Here is a 20,136-nt window from a genome sequence, read left to right as displayed (position 1 = left end):
TCAGACCCCCAGTGCGTTAATGCGGTAATTCGCCGGGGGTCAGACCCCCAACGAGGTGGTGCGGTGATGCGGTGATTTGTTGGTTTCCATCTATATCTTTCGAACTAGTTGGGGATTTTCTGGGGTTGGAATGAAGTTTGTCACACCGCTGATAGGGCAAAATTATTATAATTGGTTTATATGATGGTTATGAAAGGGTGAATGTAATGCTCACATTGAAGGTTATGGGTACTCCGATTGAACATATACAATCTGAACATATAAAGAAGAGCGGCGGCAATTATTCTGTTTATCGAGGTAATAAATCACTGGCTGTCATTAAAGGCACTGAAAGCGAAGTCGAATTCCAAATAGATCCGTATCTAGATTTAGAGGAATTTCAGTTTTTAAGAGACATCATTCTCGAGCTAAGTTATGGAAATGAGGCGGCAATCGACGAAAGGGGCTGCCAGCTTGGCTACCTTGAAAATGGTGAAAAAGCGTACTTGATAAAAAACTGGGAGGAATGGAAAGCATTCTTAATGAAAGCGAAGCTTAAAACTCTTGAAGGGCAGAATGTCCAAGCATTGAACGATGCTGGCGAGGAACTTGGGTCCGGTCTTCTTGCTGAATACGACTTTTCAATCTCTCCTTTTCGCATCACTAGCTGCACACTGATTACCTTGTTCGGTGAACGGAAATTTGAAGGGGAAAATTTACGGATTGTACCGACCAATCAGTTTAGTTAAATCTGGCTCATCTGCGAAAAAATAAATAACGCCATAATGAAAAGCAGCTGGGGATTCCCGCTGCTTTTCATTTACTTCTTATACTCTGCTTTTTTCCAAATAAAGAATGCTCCCGCAGCTAAAATGGTAGAAACCAACGCCACGGCTACAGCGATGTAGACCCGTTCATCTTCATGTCCGTAATATCCCTCTATTGCATTTGAAAGGGCAACGACATTGACAGCCAGGAATAGGAAAATCGATAAAAAAACTGCTCTCTTTTTATTCATGCCTTAATTCCCTCCCAACAGCAAATACCTTGCCATCCTTAATTTCAAGAAGGATTTTTGGCAGTTCTCGCTGCGGCGGTCCTGCCATTGGCTGCCCGCTGTCTACATTGAAATAGCCTTTATGGCAAGGGCACAGCAGTACATTCTCCTTATGCTCGTAAAAGACAGGGCATTGCAGGTGTGTACATTTATTGTTGTAAGCCACGAATTTATCATCAGGGGTTCTGACTAAAATTGCTGGCTCATTTTTCGTTGGGTAGTTGAAGTTCCTTGACTCGCCAATCGCTAAATCTTCAATGTCGGTAATCTCGACTCTTTTTACCTCCCCGTTTTCATCGCGCAAAAACGTGAAGATGCCAAATGGTGTCGTTGCCAGGCCGATGGCAACGGTGGCACCAAAGGAGGCTTTCAGGAATGCCCTTCTATTTAAATGGACATCATCTTTCCTGTTCAGGTTTTCAATCAGCTTAATCATATCCTTGTCATCTTCATGATTAGACTGTTTCTTTTTATCATCATTCATGGCCAAATCCTCCTGCTCATAGAGTTCATTGCACGATTAAAATTCCGCGTCGATTTTTTCTGCCAGGTTAAGATATTCCCTAAATAAAGGACTATTTTCCGCAGCGATGGCTGGCGTTTCACTGTTTTCATCTGCTTCCTGGATTGGCAGCTGAGCCAGCAATTCCGTACCAAGCTGCGCTGCCAGCTCTTCACCGCCGCCTTTTCCGAAAATGAAATACTTCTGTTCGCTGTCTTCCGGCTTGAAGAAAGACATATTTTCAACCACGCCAATCACTTCATGCTTGCTCTTGATCGCCATTGCACCAGCTCGTTCGGCAACAAAAGATGCTGCTTTATGTGGAGTCGTCACAACGATTTCCTTGCTCTGCGGAATCATCAAATGCATATCAAGCGCCACATCACCTGTGCCAGGAGGCATATCCAGTATGAAATAATCCATTTCTCCCCAAAGGACATCTTCTGTAAAATGCTGAATCATCTTGCCGAGCATGGGTCCGCGCCAGACAATCGGCTCATTATCTTTAACAAGGAAGCCCATTGACATGACCTTAATTCCGTCGGCTTCAACCGGGATAATTTTTCCGTTGAATGTTTTTGGCTTTGAATCTATATTAAGGATTTTCGGTACACTGAATCCGTATATATCAAGATCGATTATGGCAACTGACTTGCCCAGTTTTTGCAGCGCAAGTGCCAGGTTCACCGCTAACGATGATTTGCCCACGCCGCCTTTTCCGCTTGTCACTGCCAGTACATTTCCTTTTAACATTTTAAAGCACCTCTTTTTGGATGGGTTATTATTCCCTACCTTTTAAAAACTCAGGAAAAACGTCGTATCTGGAAAAAATCAATAATTATTTCCAATTCGCTATAAAAATTTGGTTTTCGCTATAAAATCATTATTTTCGCTATATTATTTTGATTTTCGCTATAAAATTCTGATTTCCGCTATATTATTTTGATTTCCGCTAAGTTCTTAGCCAATGTACAGAATATGAGCCGGCCCTAATGAACTTAGCGCTCTTTTCCGGCCGGCTCTTATTAACATTATGATTGTGAATCCGTATAAACACCGAAAAATTCAGGTACGTAATCCCACTTGTTCCCCTCTTGAGGCTTTTTGCCTTCCACAAGGTTCATTTGTGTACGTTTTCTGCGAAGCTGCTGCATTTCATCGAAATCGATGAAGCGAATCGCGTCACTTGGGCAAACAGATGCACACATTGGCGCGATATCATGGCGTGTTCTGTCATAGCACATATCGCATTTGTACATTTTGTTCTTTTCAAAATCGAACTTAGGGATTCCGAACGGACATCCAAAAGTACAGTTGCGGCAGCCGATACACTTTTCTTCCATAGCTGAAAGCACGACGCCTTCATCTGTGATTTGGATGGCATTCGCCGGGCAGACACGTGCACATGCTGGGTCTTTACATTGCATGCACAGCATTGGGAATGTCTGGCGGGATTCTGTAAAATCAACATACTCAACATAATTCCGTTCCTTCGCATCATGGTCGCCGCACTCACGGCAGGCTGCCTGGCAGGCACGGCATCCGATACAGCGTTCAAATTCGAGATACATTATTTTGTTCATTATAGCCGTCCTCCTATTTACTTAGTTTTTCTAGCTTAACAGCACAAACCTTAAATTCAGGCATCCTTGAGATTGGGTCTAATGCCGGGCTGGTCAGTTGATTGACTGAGAGTTTCTTGCCCCAGTGGTATGGAACAAACATTGTATCCTTGCGAATCGCTTTTGTTATTTTAACCGGTGCGATCATGTCGCCACGTGGTGTAGTCAGCTTGACTCTTTCTCCATTTTCAATCTGATAGGCACTTGCCAGTTCGGGATGCATTTCCACGAACGGCTCAGGGCATTGCTCTTTCAGGAAGCCGACACGTCTTGTCTGGTTTCCGGAAAGGTAGTGGAATACAACACGGCCTGTTGTCAGCCACAGGGGGTATTCCTTTGACTGCACTTCTGCAGGTCCTCTGAAATCGCAAACTGCTAGATTGGCTTTGCCATCTTCCGTTGCGAACCTTTCTTTGAACATAGAAGGTGTTCCCTGGTGATCCAAAGCAGGTGCAGGCCAGAAGACGCCGTCTTGCTCATCGATTTTCTCGTATGTGACACCATAGTAATCGGCCTTGCCACCCTTCGATGCGAGGCGAAGTTCATCAAAAATTTCTCTAGGCTCATTATATTGGAAGTGCTGGCCTTTACCCAGGCGTTCAGCAATCAGGCTCATAATCTCCCAGTCTGGTTTTGATTCACCGATCGGCTCCACTACTTTACGGATGTGGATAATTCGGCCTTCTGTATTTGTAGTCGTTCCTTCGTCCTCAGCCCATGTTGTCGCTGGAAGGACAACATCTGCAAGTTCTGCTGTTTCAGAAAGGAAGAAATCATTTACGACTAAGAAATCAAGGTTTTCCAGTTGTTCTTGAACGTAATTGATATTTGGCGATGACACAACCGGGTTTGAACAGATGACATGCAAGCCGCGAATCGTCTTAGCTTCCATCAAGTGGAACATTTCGTATGCAGAAACACCTGGCTGAGGCATTTCTTCAGGCTGGATCCCCCATACTCCAGAAATATATTCAACGGCCTTCGGATCAGTAAGCTTACGGTATCCCGGTAGTAAATCTGCCTTCTGCCCATGCTCACGTCCGCCCTGGCCATTTCCCTGTCCTGTAAAAGTAGCAACACCAGAAGCGAACTTGCCGATTTGTCCTCTTAAAAGGGCCATGGATGTGTAAAGACTTACGTTATCAACACCTGCAGTCTGCTGCTCGGCACCACGCGCGAACATAACGACTGAGCGTGGTGATTTGCCGAAAATGTGTGCTGCCTTAATGATTTTCTCAACAGCAACACCTGTAATTCTGGATGTATACTCAGGCGTGAATTTCGCCGTCATTTCCTTTAATTCTTCAAAATTATTGCAGCGCTCCTGCACGTACTCATGATCGACATAATCATGTTTGATCAAAAGGTGCATGATTCCGTTCGCCAATGCTGAATCTGTTCCAGGAAGAAGGTCAAGGTGTACATCTGCAACTCTCGCTGTAGCTGTTTCACGCGGATCGGCAACAATAAGCTTCGCACCTTTGTCCTTTGCTTTCCAGAACCATTGGATACTTGTAGGATGGCATTCTGCCGTGTTAGAGCCTGCCATGAAGAAACAGTCACTGTGCTCGAGCTCCGTCCATGGAAGTGATGATCCGCGGTCAATGCCAAGCGTCTTATTGAATCCGCCTGCTGCAGAACTCATGCAATAGCGGCCATTATAATCAATATAACGAGTTCCAAGTCCTACACGGGCGTACTTTCCTACAAGGTAGCACTTTTCGTTTGTCATGGACACTCCGCCATATACCGCTAGCGCATCCTTTCCGTATGTTCCCTGGATTTCTTTATACTTTCTTTCAATTAAATCAAGTGCTTCTTCCCAGGAGGATTCTACGAATTTGCCATTCTTCTTGATTAAAGGGCGCTTGATCCGGTCAGGGTGATCAATTGTCTGATAAGCAGTAACGCCTTTAGGGCACATTTTCCCTCTAGTCAGAACCCAGTCATACCGCGGTTCAACACCCATAACCTTATTTGTTTTTTCATCGACGCGAATGTGCATTCCGCACTGCATTCCACAGTAGCAGCAATGTGTTGTGACTAATTTTTCGCCTTTGCGAATCTGGTTTTTCACGCCTTCTTTAACGAGAAACTGGCTCATTTTCTGTTTCCTCCTTTAAATCCTGGTCAATTCCGTAAAATTCATCCGAACGTTTTTTACTGAAGCCTGATATATGAATTCCGTTATTTGTGCTGACCGGTCCGTACGGATTGCCTTTAGGTGCTTCAAGGTTCATTTGTTTCATCGCGCGAATTCTGCGGCGGCATCCTGTGCAGTAATCGGATAGATAAGTTCCATCCGCAAGCTGAAGATCAAAATTTTGTGCTTTTAAAATCGCCTGTACGTCCGCAATCTGGTCGTCATTGCTGTATGGCTGTCCGCAACTCTTACATGCTTTCGTATCCACTTTTACCACCTCTTGATAACTCATTGGAACAGCAGTTGCCAGCGGCCTGATCGGCACGTGGAACAATTTCCCGAATGGGAAGTAGACGAGCATGATGATGACTGTTACCTGGTGGATAAGAGAAACATAGTGATGCATCCAGCCATCCAGGAATGTATAAAGTATTGTCAGGATCAAGCCTGTCACTGTCACTGACAGAAGAATCAACAATGGTAAAATATCAAACTCAAAACGCTGGGTTACTTTTACATCGTAGTTGGTCACCCTTCTATAAAGCGCCATCGCTGCACCTATCAACACCATGATGGCACCGTAATTCAATCCGTTATAAACGATTTCTGCAAACAAACCATGTGCTGCCATCTTTATTGTTGGAATGTTGAAGACGATAATTTGGTACGTTTCAGGGTCAATCAAATCGAAACGCATCCAACCGAACGTAAGACCAAAGGTAATCCCGAAGGAAATGATGCAGCCCCAAGAAATCATGAAGTGCTGGATTCCGCGGTATAACCCGCGCTGGAAAATGAATTTTTGCAGAATGATATTATCGATCAATGTTTTAACTATTGCTTTTGAATTCCTTTTAAGTCTTTCTTTATTAAAAAGGTTAGAGACACTTCGTGCAGCCACCCGGTTTGTGGCTTTGCGCCACAGCCAGAAGCTCATCCGGATTGTCAGTCCAATCGCAAAAATCGCGGATGAAATTGCATAGCCCAGAAGCGCCATGTCTATATGCACAAACTTGGAAGTCGAAACCCACATTGAGAAAAATAAAATGATCACAACGCCGAAGGAATACATACTTGTTTTTGAGTAAAAGGATCTCTCGAATTTGTACAACTTTGCTACCTCCCTGTAAATCGTTTCCGATTTCAAAAGTTATCTTAACATGGAAAAACAGTAAGAAAAGGGTGAATTTGTAAACACTTTGTGAATAGTGAAAAATTGATTTATCAACTTACCTCCATGGCGATTCTTCTTTAATTAAATCTTAAAATAGGGCATATAAAAGATATGTGAAGTCCGTCACACCTAAAGTGAAATGGGCAGGAAGGACACAAATTCGTAATAATTTCACTCAGGTGCAACAAAAATCATAGTGGTTCAGCTGATAGATATGGTAATGTGGATTGCACTTTAAAGTTGAGTTATTAGAAGTTGGGCTAGTTTTTGCCTATACTGATACTAATAAAGCAGAAAGGGTTGGAGATTATGGACAATTTCAAAGCTTTTATCGTCAATAAAACGGAAAAGGATTTCTCGGCAGAGGTCAAAACGATTAACCTGGAGGATCTGCCTGCAGGAGATGTTGTCATTAAAGTTGCTTATTCAAGCGTCAACTTTAAGGACGGACTTGCAAGCATACCAAATGGAAAAATTGTCAGATCCTATCCTTTCGTACCGGGCATCGACCTGGCTGGCACGGTTGTCAGCTCCAACGATAAGAGGTTTAGCGAAGGTGACGAGGTCATCGCAACAAGCTATGAAATCGGCGTGTCCCATTTTGGAGGATATAGTGAATATGCAAGAATTCCAGGGGACTGGATCGTTCCATTGCCACAAGGTCTTACTTTAAGGGAATCGATGGTTTATGGAACTGCAGGATTCACGGCAGCTCTGTCTGTCCACCGTCTTGAAGAAAACGGGCTGACACCAGATAAAGGCAAGGTACTCGTTACGGGAGCTACCGGTGGGGTAGGAAGCGTTGCCGTTTCCATGCTGGCAAAGCGTGGCTACCATGTTGTCGCGAGCACAGGAAAAGAGTCAGAGCATGATTATTTGAGGGAAATTGGAGCGGCAGAAATTATTGACCGCGATGAGGTGACCGGTGAAAAACTCAAGCCTCTCGATAAGCAGCTTTGGGCGGCTGCTGTTGACCCTGTTGGCGGTAAAACACTCTCAGCAATCCTAAGCAAGCTTGAGTATAACGGCTCCGTGGCAGTCAGCGGGCTGACTGGAGGAACAGAGGTCGCAGCGACTGTTTTCCCATTCATCCTCAGAGGAATCAACCTGCTAGGGATCGATTCCGTGTACTGTCCAATGGAAACAAGGAAGCTGCTTTGGCAGCGGATGGCAACAGACCTGAAACCTGAGGGTCTGTTAGAGACTATTCAAAATGAAGTGACCCTGAACGAGCTTCCGCAAGTCCTTTCTTCGATATTAAAAGGAGAAAACCGCGGACGGACGATTGTAAAAATATAAAGATCACTATACTTACATTTTTTTAAAACTCGGATCTTGTGATGATTAAAAAACACCCCTCCCCTTTCTAATTTGGTATAATCTACCTGTGAATAATATTGAAGGGGACGGTTGCCGAGATGAATGCAATAAATCTAATCATACTTAATTTTGAAGAAGTAAGACGCAGGAGTATAAAAGTGTGGAAGGCAATACCTCCACAAAAGTTAGAATGGAAACCTGATGAAAATGCCCTTTCTTGTGCCGAAATGATTAGGCATGTACTCGAAAGCGAATATATCTATCATCAGATTCTAATCGCAGGAGGCAGTACATCGTTAACTAATTTATCCAATCCTTTTGACACTAAAGAATTTACAACGGTTGAAGAGGATCTTGAATTTGCACAGCCTTATCGTGAGGAATTTCTTCATTACATTAAATCTAACAGTGCAAGCGATTTAGAGAATATAAAAATCGATCGCTCAGATGTGGGTTATGTAAGGACACTTGGGGATATGTTATTGCGCATTGCTTACCACGAGTCCATCCACACCGGTCAGCTGTTAGATTATATGAGAACAATGGGAATTGACCGCCCTCTGATCTGGGATTGATCGTTTAGAACAAGACTTTGTAAAAGCAAAAACCAGACGAAAACCTATCAAAAAAACAGCCCAGATCCTTTATTAATCGGACCTGGGCTGTTTCACTTTAATTTTGCGAAACGAGCACCTCTGAATCTACTTTTGCCAAATGTCCACAATCATTTAAAAATAAAACAGCTTTTTGATTTCCGTTCACTTTCAGCAAATGCATACCAGTGTCTCCAGTCAAAAAATAGGTATTCGAGACCGCAGGGAGATTCAGAAAAGCTTTTAGCAAATTAGAAATCATCCCGCCGTGTGAAACGATGGCAATTCTCTTCCTGCCTGCACTCTTAGCAAGAATCTTTGAAAATACTGTTTCGGCACGGAAACGGAATTCAAGTTCCGACTCTCCATCTTCAATAGCTTCATGAGGCTTCCTGCCTCCTTCTGGTTCTGGATAGCGGGTTTTTGCCTCGGCATATGGCAAGCCTGCCAAAACGCCGTTATTGAACTCTCTTAAATCATCATCTTCTTTTACCTTGACCCCCGTTTCCTGGCTTAGGATTTCTGCGGTTTCCCTTGCTCTTTTTAATGTACTTGCCCAAATAACCCCTGGCATATATTTTTCTTTTACGACTTTTGCCATTTCTCTCGCCTGCCTGCGCCCGCGGTCAGTCAGCAGCAGGTCCGCACGCCCCTCGTGCACATGCAAAATATCCCCTTCAGATTCACCATGCCTGATTAATAGAATTTCCATGTCCTCATCCCTTTTACAAAAAAATACATATTATTTATTTCTGCATTTTTAGGTCAATACCTTTTTTAAACTTTAATTGAGTTCTTGATGCATATGTCCGCAACTTTCAAACTACAATCTCATTTCCAAGAGTTGTCCATGACATCTATTTTCCAAGAGCTTGGTCATAACATCTATCTTTTTCAGCCAGTTCAACTCATGTTTTTGAAAGATTTCTCGTGATCATACAACTAATTTTATTCCACAAAAAAAGACTCAAATTAATATTGAGTCTATTACCTAACGTATAAAGTTACTTAGTAGGTCCTATATTAGAGCGCCGAATCACCTGATTGATGACTTCGGAAAATACTAGGCCGACAGCGATCGCTCCAGAGATCATCGAGGCTTTAGCCGCAAGAGAAATAGCGATATTATAGTTATTTTCCACGAAATTCCTCATCGCGTCATAAGCAAGTCCCCCGGGCACTAATGGTATGATTCCGGCGACACTGAATATAATGACCGGGGTTCGGTATGCTTTCGCGAAGACCTGGCTGATCACAGCAATTAAGAACGAGGCCATAAGCGTGGCGAAAATCGTCCCAAATCCATTGTAATCAAGAGCAAAATATACGATCCAGCCGATCATCCCTGAAAATCCGCATTTGAACAATGATTCTTTAGGCGCGTTGAAAATAATCCCGAATGCCGCAGATGCGATAAAGCTAGTTATTAGTTGTTCAATATATGTCATGGCTGATTCTCCTGCCTATAAAAAAGATAAAATGGCCGCAATTCCAGATCCAATTGCAAAGGCAGTCAGCAGTGCTTCTGCTCCTTTTGACAATCCTGATACTAAATGGCCAGCCATCAAATCCCTTACTGCATTTGTGATCAGCAAACCAGGAACAAGCGGCATAACGGAACCAATGATGATTTTATCAAGCTCTTGGCCAAGGCCGAATTTTATAAAGAAAAAGGAAACCATTCCAATAAAGAAGGATGACAGGAATTCCGCAAAAAATTTGACCGGAACGATCCGGTGAAAATAAACGACAAGGAAGTAGCCAATGCCTCCAGCAGCCATTGAAGGAAGAAAGTCCAGCCAACTGCCACTGAACATGATCGTGAAGCAGCCGCTCGCAATCGCTGCTGCAGCGAGCTGAGTATAAAAAGAGTAGGAAAGATTGGCTTTTTCCAGTTCTGCAAGAAGCCCGCAAGCCTCTTCAAGCACAATTTCACCACTGCTGATTTTCCTTGAAATACTGTTGACCATTGCCACTTTCCTCAAATCTGTTGTCCTGTCTGAAATGCGGACAAGCTTAGTCCTTTCAGGACCTACCCCTTCCACCGAAAAAATAATCCCCGTGGGCGTCACATAGCTGTGAGTTTCGTTGATTCCGAATGCTGACGCCATCCTGGACATCGTATCCTCTACCCTGTAAGTCTCCGCCCCGCTTTGAAGCATAATTTTACCTGCAAGCAGACATGCCCGCATCACTTCAAACGTCTGATCCTGATTCTCCATATCTGTCCTCACTTACCAATCCGTCCAAGATAAATTTCTTTACCAGTTTAAATCATAAGAGCGTCTATAAGCAACCATATATTAAAACGCAAGAAAGCCTGACCCTGTATGGAGGTCAGGCTTTCTTTCCTATACATTATTATTAAGAGATAGCCTCTTTAGGCTGGCGGACTTCCTTTGTGCGCCGGCCTTTCAAAATGATCATGATCAGTGCTGCTACCATGAACACACTGGAAATCTGGAACAGTGTACCAATCTCGACATACTGTGCAAGCACGCCGAAAACTAATCCGCTGAGTCCAATGCCAAGGTCAATCGAGGAAAAGAACATCCCATTTGCAACACCCCTGCGGTTTGCGGGCGTTTGGGATAGTGTCCAAGATTGTAAGGTTGGAATCAATGAACCAAAGCCGATTCCAAAAAGGACTCCTGCTAGCCCAATCATGAAATTGGAATGTGCGAACGACAACACCCACATCCCGATGAATGTGATGAAAATCGTTAAAATGACAAGACCTATTGGCCCCTTCTGATCAAACCATTTTCCCGCTACTGGACGTGACAGTGAGGCAAGAACCGCGTTGCATAAGTAAAACAGGAAGATTTGATCAATTCCACGTTCTTCCCCAAAAATGACAATAAAGGTGACAATCGTACCATAGCCAAGATTAATGAACAAAGTCAGCATGGCCGGGAACCAGCCAGATTTATCAATCAGTGAACCCAGGTAAGAGAACTTTAGATCTTCTTTCTTTGTTTTAAGTACGACATCAGGTGTCTGGTAGCGTACTGAAGCCATTAGGAGTAATGCGATAACGCCTAATGCGCCTGAAATGTAGACAAGATTAGTAAACGAAGTAACCTGGAACAAAAATATTCCAAGACTCGGGGCAATAATCATCCCAATTGTAATCGATAAACCATAATACCCCATGCCTTCTCCTAAACGTGAGTTCGGGATCACATCAACCGCAGCTGTTCCGTTCACCGTTGTCGACCAGCCCCAGGCAAGGCCATGAATCAATCTGAAGGCCAGAAAAATAACGACGACCTGAGAAAGCGGATATAAAAAGGTAATTAATAGGAGCATAAGCGCTCCTATTAAGACAAGTGGTTTCCTGGCTTTGTATTCCAGCATAAAACCGATAAATGGCCTGCTCAAAACCGCTCCGATCGAAAACAAGGCCGTAACTAAACCAATCTCCGTCCCGCTTGCCCCGATTGATTTTATATATGGAGGCAACGTTGGAATCAGCATCTGAAATGACATGAAAACGAAAAGATTCCCTACCATTAATTTTATGAAGGATGAAGTCCATAATGGTTCTTTCTTCATTTGTGACAAGTGTGTATCTCCCCTTTGCTGCAAACTGCTTTCTATTTTATAAAAGAAAAAAATCTTCTGCACGGAGAAGATTTCATTTTTATATTTCGCATTTCTAAATAATAGCACAGCCAGCAGGATATTTAAAAGGGAAATATTGTGGAATTCATTGCAGGTAATCGGGATTGTTTTGTTTATTTGATTTACCAAGCTCTTCAAAAAAATCAGGCTGTACTGATTCCTTTTTCCTTTCCGTACTAACGATCAATGCTGGAAGATAGTCATTTAGCACTTTCTTAAACTCACCTACAGTCAGCGGCTTGGCGTCGTCCTTCAATTCATAGCCAAGCAGGCCATTAGCCTCAATAGTAGCGAACTTAATATCCTCCATTTTCGATATTCCCTGATTCCTCAGCCGCATCTCTAATTGATCCACAGTCAGCCTAAGTTTCTTAAGAGTTTTTACATTCAATTGGCCGTTTTCAATCACAACTTTGGATTTGCCGGTGATGAATTTTTCAAAGAAATTGAACTTCAACTCAAGATATTCCAGAATCAAAATAGTCGCAACGAAGATCGCCGCCCCTCCGATCGCCTTTGTCATACTTCTCTGAACGATTGGCTGTACAATAATCGTTCCAAGTGAAATCATCACAACGGTTTGGGCAAGTGTCATTTGCGAAATCGATTTTCTGCCCGCAACTCTTAATAGCAAAATCCCTGCCATTATCATTACAAAAGTTTGCCAGATAAACGTAAAGTCCATGGTACCCCTCCTAAAAAATACATCTAGTAATATCTCCAAAGGAGTAATTTTTATGAGTAAAAATGATTGGTATATATCATCGTTATTTTTCATCTCGCTTATAAGTTTTACTTTCGAAAAGATTTACATGTCGCTAATATCATGAAATTCGACTCATATTTTCTTTTTGAATCTAACAAAAAATTGATTGTCCATGAATGAGTGTGGTATGTACTCTTTGGAAACCTCTGTATTGTTTTTCCAGTAGATATATTCCTATGTCGTCCGATAAAGAGTAAGAAGTTATTTTCAAATGAAATGAGGATACCGACTACTATGAAACTTGGACGAACAAATAAAGAAAAATCTGATACGCAGGAGAAGAAATCAATTTCAATTAAGAGCAAACTCATTATTTCTTTTATTGCCATCCTCCTGATTCCAACTCTGATGGTAGGATTTATGTCCTTTAAGAATGCGAAGGATGAAATTAAAAAACAAATCCAATTAAGCTCAGAAAAAAATGTCATGCTGCTGGATAAATTTTTATACAGCAAAATCGAACCAAAGCTTTTCGATGCTGCTTACTTTACAGAGGCCTTAAACAGAGATTCATATTCGGAAATAGAATTACAGAATACCATTGCCAAGTTCAAGCAATATAAATACCTTCATGAAGAATCCCTTAATGTATATATGGGAACAGATTCAGGGGAGATGTTATTATTTCCAAAGCAAGAATTGCCTCAAGGTTTTGATCCGCGTGAAAGGGCTTGGTATAAGGATGCGCTCGCAAGTAACGGAAAAGCGATAATAACTAACCCTTACGTCGATGCTGCTACTGGTGACTTACTCGTTACAGTTGCTCAAGCCGTAAGTGATGGCTCTGGAGTTTTTGGCATTGATATTAGTTTAAATGAACTGAAAGAAATTACGGATGGCATCAGTATCGGAGAACGGGGATATCCTGCGATTCTGGGGACAGACAGAAGTTACATCGTACACCCTACACAAAAGCCAGGCGATAAAGCCGAGGGTGATTGGGTCAGCAAGGTATATGCCAATCAAAAAGGGCATCTTTCTTACATATACAATGGGATAGACAAGGAAATGGAATTTTACACAAACGAGCTTACCGGGTGGAAAATTATTGGTTCGATGGATTTAACGGAAGTAGACGAAGCGGCACAGCCGATTTTATATGCTACATTAATGATCGTAGCCATTTTTATCTTAATTGGAGTACTAATGTCTTATTTTATCGTTAGATCCATAATCCGTCCTCTAAAGGAACTTGGGGATATTACCGATCGTGTTGCAAATGGCGATTTGACAAGGTCCTTCGAGGTAAAAAAATATGATGAAATTGGCAAGTTAGGTACGAGCTTTAATAATATGATTCTAGCGTTAAAAGAATTGATTCAGCAGGTTGGAGAAAAATCTGACTTGCTAGCCTCTTCATCTGAACAGTTAAATGCAAGTTCCGAACAGAACAACCACGCAACTGAACAGGTCGCCAATTCGATCCAGGAAGTTGCATCTGGAACAGAGAACCAAAGAAACATGGTTCATCACAGTACTGAAGTTGTAAAAGAAATGTCCGATAGCATTGACAAGATTATGAGAAATGCCCAGGAGGTAGCCGATACGGCTAAGGATGCTAATATCGTCGTCGTGGAAGGGGAACAATCCATCCAGAAATCTGTTCATCAAATGAAAAATATCAACGAAACAGTCGCTAATCTTGGAAAGGTAATTCATACTCTTGGAACTCGTTCAAACGAAATCAGTCAAATCGTCGATGTCATTTCTGAAATTGCAGGACAAACGAATTTACTTGCACTAAATGCAGCAATCGAAGCTGCCCGCGCTGGGGAACATGGAAAAGGATTTGCGGTTGTAGCAGATGAGGTACGAAAGCTTGCAGAGCAGTCGGCTAAGTCAACCGAAAGTATCCGACAGCTCATCGCTTCTATCCAGGCAGATACAAATACAGCAGTAGTATCAATGGATAAAGGAACAGAAGAAGTCGAAAAGGGGATTCAAATCGTGGATCATGCAGGTACTTCCTTCCGCCAAATCCAGCAATTTGTTGATAATGTATCAGCCCAAATACATGAGGTTTCAGCTTCTATGGAGGAAATGGGCCAGGGGGCTAAACAAGTGGTCGAGTTCGTCAACAGGATTGAAGAGATCACTGCCAGTGTGAATGCTGAAAGCCAGGAGGTTTCTGCTGCTACTGAAGAGCAATTAGCTTCAATGCAAGAAATAGCTGCATCAGCTGCCTCCCTTTCCTATATGGCAGAAGAACTTCAGGAGTCAGTCAGGAAATTTAAGATTTAGAGTTACCCAAGAGACAGTAATTGCTGTCTCTTTTTTTAGTTGTATTTTCAACAGATTTACGTTAGCTTGGAATAAAACCTAGACGATTTGAAAGGGGATGCTTTGGATGCTGGATTGCCGGGATGAAGTCTTATTTTACACAAAACAACTTGTTAACATCGGGAGCATTGTCAATACAACAGGAGAAAAGGAGATCGCACAGGCACTTTATACGATGATTTCTTCCTTTCCATATTTCATCGGAAACCCAACACATGTCATAAAATCACAGACACAGAATGATGAGCTTGAGCGCTATAATGTGCTGGCTTTTGTAAAAGGTACAAAGGGAAACAGCAATAAAACAGTCATTTTGATGGGCCATCATGATACAGTGGGCATTGATGATTTTACCCAGCTTGCTGATCAGGCTTTTCATCCTGATGAACTGCTTGTCGAACTAAAAAAGGAAAATCTCCCTCCGCTAGTAAAAGAACACGCTGAATCCGGTGAGTGGATGTTTGGCCGCGGGGTGCTTGACATGAAGAGCGGGGTCGCCTCCCATCTATACTTGCTGAAATACTATTCTGAACATCCTGAGGAGCTTCGGGGCAATCTAGTATTTTTATCCGAGTGTGATGAAGAGGATAGCTCAAACGGGGTGCTTTCGGCCGTAAAAACCCTTAATGCCTGGAAGCAAGAACATGGCTTCGAATATGTCGCCGCAATTAACAGTGATTTTGTAGCTCCTCGCCATGAAGGAGACAAGAACCGGTATATCTATAAAGGAACAGTTGGAAAGCTGCTCCCTTCCTTTTTCATAACTGGAGCGGAAACTCACGTTGGCTCAACCTTTGAAGGATTGGATCCAAACCTGATTGCAGCTGAATTGACAAGGCAGATTGATTACAATCCGGACCTGTGCAATGAAGCTTTTGGTGAGATCACAATGCCTCCCGTTTCATTGAAGCAAATGGACCTTAAGCCGAACTATACTGTGCAGACAGCATTAGCTGCCTATGTCTATTACAATTTCTTCATTCACTCCTGGACACCAAAGGATGTGCTGGAAAAATTGAAGGATCAGGCTTCTATCGCCTTTGAAAATGCATTGAAGCTGTATTATGACCGATATGAGCGTTTTTGCAAAATCAGCGGTGAGCCATGCAAAGAACTGACCTGGCAGCCAAGGGTAATGACATATGAAGAGATGGAAGCTGAACTGATTAAGGCGAATGGCTCCGCATATAAAACACATATGGCGTCGTTCAAAGAGACTCTGCTGCTAGATTCCAGTCTTGATTTAAGGATGTACGCAGCAAGGGTCGTCGAAGAGTCATGGAAATGGATGCCGGATCAAAGTCCTGCCATCATCGTGTTCTACTCTTCGCTCTATTCACCGCGCATCGAAGTGACGGGTGAAACAGAAGTTGAGCGTAATTTAATAGAAGCTTTGGACATGGCTGTGGAAACGATTCAGCCTGGATATGAGGAGCCTATTGTTATTCGCAGCTTCTTCCCTTATATCTCTGATATGAGTTTTTTAGCATTGAGTGACGATGATGAAGCACTGGATGCAGCTTCAAGAAATAATCCAAGTTGGGGAACAAAATTCCATGTAGAATACGCAGACATTCGTGAGCTGAACGTGCCTGTTATCAATATTGGCCCTTATGGTCTTGACGCACATAAACGTTATGAACGAATGGAGATGGATTATTCTCTTGAAATAGTCCCTAACCTGACGAATGAAGTCATAAGGAATGTTTTAGCGAAGTAATTTTAAGGTGCCTTGTCATGAGGCACCTTATTTAAATAATCCAGTCAGCAAACCCTCTTGTATTTCCGCTTTTTTCTTATTACTATAGAGTTCAGTGGAAATATATTATAGTAATCATTAAAATAAACATAATGAGACTGATATAAGGAAAGGCTGATACGAATTGGAAGAAAACTCTAATTTTATAAAAACGATCATTAAAGAAGATTTGGAGAGCGGCAAGCGTGATAAAGTCGTGACTCGATTCCCTCCTGAGCCGAACGGTTACCTACATATCGGGCACGCAAAATCCATCATCATCAACTTCGGCCTCGCAGACGAATTCGGCGGAAAGACGAATCTCCGCTTTGATGACACGAATCCCTTGAAGGAAGATCAGGAATTCGTCGATTCTATTAAAGAAGATGTTGCTTGGCTGGGATATGAGTGGGAAGGTCTTTTCTTTGCTTCAGATTATTTCGAGGAAATGTACAACCGTGCTGTACTCTTGATCAAAAAAGGTCTAGCATATGTGGATGACCTGTCTGCAGATGAAATTCGTGAATACCGCGGAACTCTATCTGCACCTGGAAAAGAGAGCCCTTACCGCGGCCGTCCTGTAGAAGAGAACCTTGATTTGTTCGAACGTATGCGTAACGGTGAATTTGCGAATGGTGAAAAGGTATTGCGCGCCAAGATCGATATGGCTTCACCAAACATCAACCTTCGTGACCCGGTTATCTACCGAATTGCACATGCAACGCACCATAATACTGGTGATAAGTGGTGCATTTACCCAATGTACGCATTCGCTCATCCACTTGAGGATGCAATCGAAGGCGTTACCCACAGCTTGTGCACAACTGAGTTCGAGGATCAGCGTCCGCTTTACGACTGGGTTGTCAGAGAATGTGAAATGGAAGCAACACCTCAGCAAATCGAATTTGGCCGTTTGAATATTACGAACACCGTAATGAGCAAGCGGAAGCTAAAGCAGTTGGTTGAGGAAAAATTCGTAGACGGCTGGGATGACCCACGCCTTCCGACAATCTCCGGCTTAAGGAGACGCGGCTATACACCTGAAGCCATTCAGGAATTCGTAAAAGCAGCTGGTGTTTCAAAAGGATTTTCAACGGTTGATGAGCAAATGCTTGAGCATTTTGTACGTGAGGACCTTAAGCTGAAAGCGCCTCGTACAATGGGCGTTCTCCGTCCTTTGAAAGTGGTCATCACGAACTATCCAGAAGGAGAAGTGGAGTGGCTTGATGCAGAGATCAATCCTGAGAACCCTGAAATGGGCATGCGCAAGATTCCATTCTCCCGCGAGATATATGTTGAGCAGGATGATTTTATGGAAAACCCGCCAGCAAAATACTTCCGCCTCTTCCCTGGCAATGAAGTACGCCTGAAACACGCTTATTTTATCAAGTGTGAAGAAGTGATTAAGGATGAAAACGGTGATGTTGTTGAACTTCGCTGCACATATGACCCTGAAACAAAGAGCGGATCAGGCTTCACAGGCCGTAAGGTAAAAGGAACGCTTCACTGGGTTGATGCAACGCATTCAATACCAGCAGAGTTCAGACTTTATGAGCCGTTAATTTTAGACAGTGAAGAAGAAGCCGCTGATGAAGCAGATAACAAATCATTCCTTGATTTCGTGAATGAAAAATCACTGGAAATTCTGAATGGCTTCATCGAGCCAAACATGAAAGACGCCAAAGCACAGGACAAATTCCAGTTCTTCCGCCACGGCTATTTCAATGTTGATCCGAAGCACACTACAGAAGACAAATTAGTTTTCAACCGCATTGTATCGCTGAAGAGCTCGTTCAAGCTTTAATATGTGAAAACTCTGGATAACCTGGAATCCCCGGACTTTGTACCGGGGATTTTTTATTGGGATTTTGTTTTTATGGGGATATGCTGTGGATGATTTTTCTGTATTTGAGGCGATGATAAAATATAGCTTGTTGCTTTACTGGGCGGTTTTGACCAACTTGTGAAAAAACGGCTTCAACCGGTGAAAAAAGTTCTCCAACCGGTGAAATAATTACTTTAGCTAATTTCCCTTCCATATTTGCAGCTTATGCAATCCAATAAAATCTACTCTTAATCTATGTTTGCTTATTTTGTTCATTTCTAGCTCAAAAGCTTTCATTTCCCCGCTCATTTTTAATCTTTTTTTACTTAATCAGCTCAATAAAAAGGAAATCTGCCTTTATGAATGGAATGTATGTAATCAGTTCATTTTTACAGAGGTGAAAGGTATGGAAATCAGGCGATTGGGATCTGAGGATGCGGAGATATATCGTGTAATCCGGCTGGAGAGTTTGAGACTGCACCCGGAAGCGTTTGGCTCCAGCTACGAAGAGGAGAAGGATGCACCGGTTAGAAAATACAGTGAAAGTTTGCCATCGGTGTATACGTTTGGAGCATTCGAAAATGGTTCACTAGTAGGCGTTGTGACCTTATTCCCTGAGGGGAAGCGAAAGATGAAGCACCGTGCCAGTATTTTTGCGATGTATGTGGCTGCACAGGCGCGCGGAAAAGGTGTCGGAAAGCGATTAGTGGAAACTGCTATTGCACAAGCGCGGGAATTGGGCACGATTGAGCAAATCCACCTTCAGGTCGTGACCAGCAATGAATCCGCAAAAAGGCTATACTCTTCCTGCGGTTTCGAAGTGTACGGTCTTGAAAAAAGAGCACTGCGCATTGGAGATACATATTACGATGAAGAATTGAGAGTATTCTTTTTATAAAAGGCCAATATTGGCCTTTTTTTCATGTTTAAAATTTATCCAGAAAGGAAGTAGTTAAGGGATGAGTTTTAAGTGAAAGGAGAATGGCGATGTTTTTAGATGCATATGCAAATCAGAAGGTCCAAGTTAAGCTGAAGAATTTTCCCGAAAATATGATCGGCGATGTGACAGGAATTTATCAGCCGGATGAATGGTATCTTGTGAAAATGGTGCAAGCGGAGAGTATGGGAATATGGGTTGAGAACCCATGCTATAAGCGGACTCCGGTTCAAAAGGAAGATGGGACGGCGATTCCTTCTGAGGATCAGGTAGAGGAAACGTGCACCACTCACCTCTTCCTCCGCTGGGATTACATTGCTTCTATCATCACATTCCCAGATGCAGATCCTAAAGCGGATAAAAAAGCGAAATTAATCGGATTCCAGCCGGATATTGATTAATTTTTAAGGACCCCGCGCCGATTGGCTGACCTCTAATGGTGAGGACATATGCGTTGTTGCCATTATGGGTTAGGAAAGTATTAAATCTGAGGCTCTGTTAAAGCTGAATGTTGATTTTTAATACCCTGTTAATTGTAGTGGAAGGCGCGTAGACTCCTGCTGGCGCAGCTGG

At 42.8% G+C, this 20,136-nt stretch carries 19 protein-coding genes and 1 pseudogene; 9 read left to right on the top strand and 11 right to left on the bottom strand.

From position 1 onward, the window contains the following. The first annotated feature begins 206 nt into the window (after positions 1-206). Positions 207-728 (top strand): hypothetical protein, encoded by a 522-nt coding sequence (locus V7201_RS12765; RefSeq protein ID WP_335377122.1) that lies wholly within the window; start codon positions 207-209, stop codon positions 726-728. A gap of 71 nt (positions 729-799) precedes the next feature. Here V7201_RS12765 and V7201_RS12760 read toward each other — a convergent pair whose 3' ends face one another. The 6 genes from V7201_RS12760 to V7201_RS12735 form a co-directional block, all read right to left on the bottom strand. Further along, complete coding sequence (locus V7201_RS12760; RefSeq protein WP_335377121.1) at positions 800-997, bottom strand: hypothetical protein; 198 nt, start codon at positions 995-997, stop codon at positions 800-802. After that, entirely contained in the window at positions 990-1,520 is a 531-nt protein-coding gene (locus tag V7201_RS12755) for a ubiquinol-cytochrome c reductase iron-sulfur subunit (RefSeq protein ID WP_335377120.1), read from the bottom strand. Before V7201_RS12755 ends, V7201_RS12760 begins: the two co-directional genes overlap by 8 nt. Positions 1,521-1,556: 36 nt before the next feature. Then, positions 1,557-2,291, bottom strand: coding sequence for an Mrp/NBP35 family ATP-binding protein (locus V7201_RS12750; protein ID WP_335377119.1), 735 nt, complete (start codon positions 2,289-2,291; stop codon positions 1,557-1,559). 278 nt (positions 2,292-2,569) lie between these two features. Beyond that, the gene (locus V7201_RS12745) at positions 2,570-3,121 is read right to left on the bottom strand and encodes a 4Fe-4S dicluster domain-containing protein (protein WP_207501954.1); all 552 of its coding nucleotides are present in this window, start codon (positions 3,119-3,121) and stop codon (positions 2,570-2,572) included. Positions 3,122-3,134: 13 nt separating this feature from the next. Next, entirely contained in the window at positions 3,135-5,264 is a 2,130-nt protein-coding gene (fdhF, locus tag V7201_RS12740; protein ID WP_335377118.1) for a formate dehydrogenase subunit alpha, read from the bottom strand. After that, positions 5,245-6,414: an MFS transporter gene (locus V7201_RS12735; protein ID WP_335377117.1), complete on the bottom strand. Its 1,170-nt coding sequence runs from the start codon at positions 6,412-6,414 to the stop codon at positions 5,245-5,247. The genes fdhF and V7201_RS12735 overlap by 20 nt, the downstream gene beginning before the upstream one ends. A 372-nt stretch (positions 6,415-6,786) precedes the next feature. On the opposite strand from V7201_RS12735, the gene V7201_RS12730 reads away from it, so the two are divergent. Next, the gene (locus V7201_RS12730) at positions 6,787-7,776 is read left to right on the top strand and encodes an NADPH:quinone oxidoreductase family protein (protein WP_335377116.1); all 990 of its coding nucleotides are present in this window, start codon (positions 6,787-6,789) and stop codon (positions 7,774-7,776) included. A 119-nt stretch (positions 7,777-7,895) separates the two neighbouring features. Continuing rightward, on the top strand, positions 7,896-8,372 hold the full coding sequence (locus V7201_RS12725) for a DinB family protein (protein WP_335377115.1): 477 nt from the start codon (positions 7,896-7,898) through the stop codon (positions 8,370-8,372). A gap of 97 nt (positions 8,373-8,469) precedes the next feature. On the opposite strand, the gene V7201_RS12720 is transcribed toward V7201_RS12725, so the two are convergent. From V7201_RS12720 to V7201_RS12700, 5 genes are all read right to left on the bottom strand, one after another. Continuing rightward, complete coding sequence (locus tag V7201_RS12720; RefSeq protein WP_335377114.1) at positions 8,470-9,102, bottom strand: histidine phosphatase family protein; 633 nt, start codon at positions 9,100-9,102, stop codon at positions 8,470-8,472. Between the two features lie 292 nt (positions 9,103-9,394). Then, positions 9,395-9,838 carry a threonine/serine exporter family protein gene (locus tag V7201_RS12715; protein WP_335377113.1) on the bottom strand — a complete coding sequence of 148 codons (444 nt, stop codon included), beginning with the start codon at positions 9,836-9,838 and terminating at the stop codon, positions 9,395-9,397. A gap of 15 nt (positions 9,839-9,853) precedes the next feature. Continuing rightward, complete coding sequence (locus V7201_RS12710; RefSeq protein ID WP_335377112.1) at positions 9,854-10,612, bottom strand: threonine/serine exporter family protein; 759 nt, start codon at positions 10,610-10,612, stop codon at positions 9,854-9,856. A gap of 142 nt (positions 10,613-10,754) precedes the next feature. Then, on the bottom strand, positions 10,755-11,948 hold the full coding sequence (locus tag V7201_RS12705; protein WP_335377193.1) for an MFS transporter: 1,194 nt from the start codon (positions 11,946-11,948) through the stop codon (positions 10,755-10,757). Positions 11,949-12,102: 154 nt separating this feature from the next. Then, the gene (locus V7201_RS12700; protein ID WP_335377111.1) at positions 12,103-12,702 is read right to left on the bottom strand and encodes a DUF421 domain-containing protein; all 600 of its coding nucleotides are present in this window, start codon (positions 12,700-12,702) and stop codon (positions 12,103-12,105) included. Between the two features lie 297 nt (positions 12,703-12,999). On the opposite strand from V7201_RS12700, the pseudogene V7201_RS23220 reads away from it, so the two are divergent. From V7201_RS23220 to V7201_RS12675, 6 genes and pseudogenes are all read left to right on the top strand, one after another. Beyond that, a pseudogene (locus V7201_RS23220) lies at positions 13,000-14,082 on the top strand (PDC sensor domain-containing protein); the annotation flags it as partial. Next, positions 14,077-15,024, top strand: a complete 948-nt coding sequence (locus tag V7201_RS23215) for a methyl-accepting chemotaxis protein (RefSeq protein ID WP_438825050.1) — start codon at positions 14,077-14,079, stop codon at positions 15,022-15,024. The pseudogene V7201_RS23220 and the gene V7201_RS23215, both read left to right, overlap by 6 nt. A 106-nt stretch (positions 15,025-15,130) precedes the next feature. Continuing rightward, complete coding sequence (locus V7201_RS12690; protein ID WP_335377109.1) at positions 15,131-16,783, top strand: M20/M25/M40 family metallo-hydrolase; 1,653 nt, start codon at positions 15,131-15,133, stop codon at positions 16,781-16,783. 163 nt (positions 16,784-16,946) lie between these two features. Continuing rightward, positions 16,947-18,605 (top strand): glutamine--tRNA ligase/YqeY domain fusion protein, encoded by a 1,659-nt coding sequence (locus tag V7201_RS12685; RefSeq protein WP_335377108.1) that lies wholly within the window; start codon positions 16,947-16,949, stop codon positions 18,603-18,605. Positions 18,606-19,032: 427 nt separating this feature from the next. Then, the gene (locus tag V7201_RS12680) at positions 19,033-19,524 is read left to right on the top strand and encodes a GNAT family N-acetyltransferase (RefSeq protein ID WP_335377107.1); all 492 of its coding nucleotides are present in this window, start codon (positions 19,033-19,035) and stop codon (positions 19,522-19,524) included. An 89-nt stretch (positions 19,525-19,613) separates the two neighbouring features. Then, positions 19,614-19,964 carry a hypothetical protein gene (locus tag V7201_RS12675; protein WP_335377106.1) on the top strand — a complete coding sequence of 117 codons (351 nt, stop codon included), beginning with the start codon at positions 19,614-19,616 and terminating at the stop codon, positions 19,962-19,964. Positions 19,965-20,136 lie beyond the last annotated feature (172 nt).

Source organism: Bacillus sp. JJ1122, from assembly GCF_036964885.1.
Taxonomy (GTDB): domain Bacteria; phylum Bacillota; class Bacilli; order Bacillales; family Cytobacillaceae; genus Mesobacillus.
Note: the sequence above shows the minus strand (reverse complement) of the source record. Positions and strands in the feature narration are given on the sequence as shown.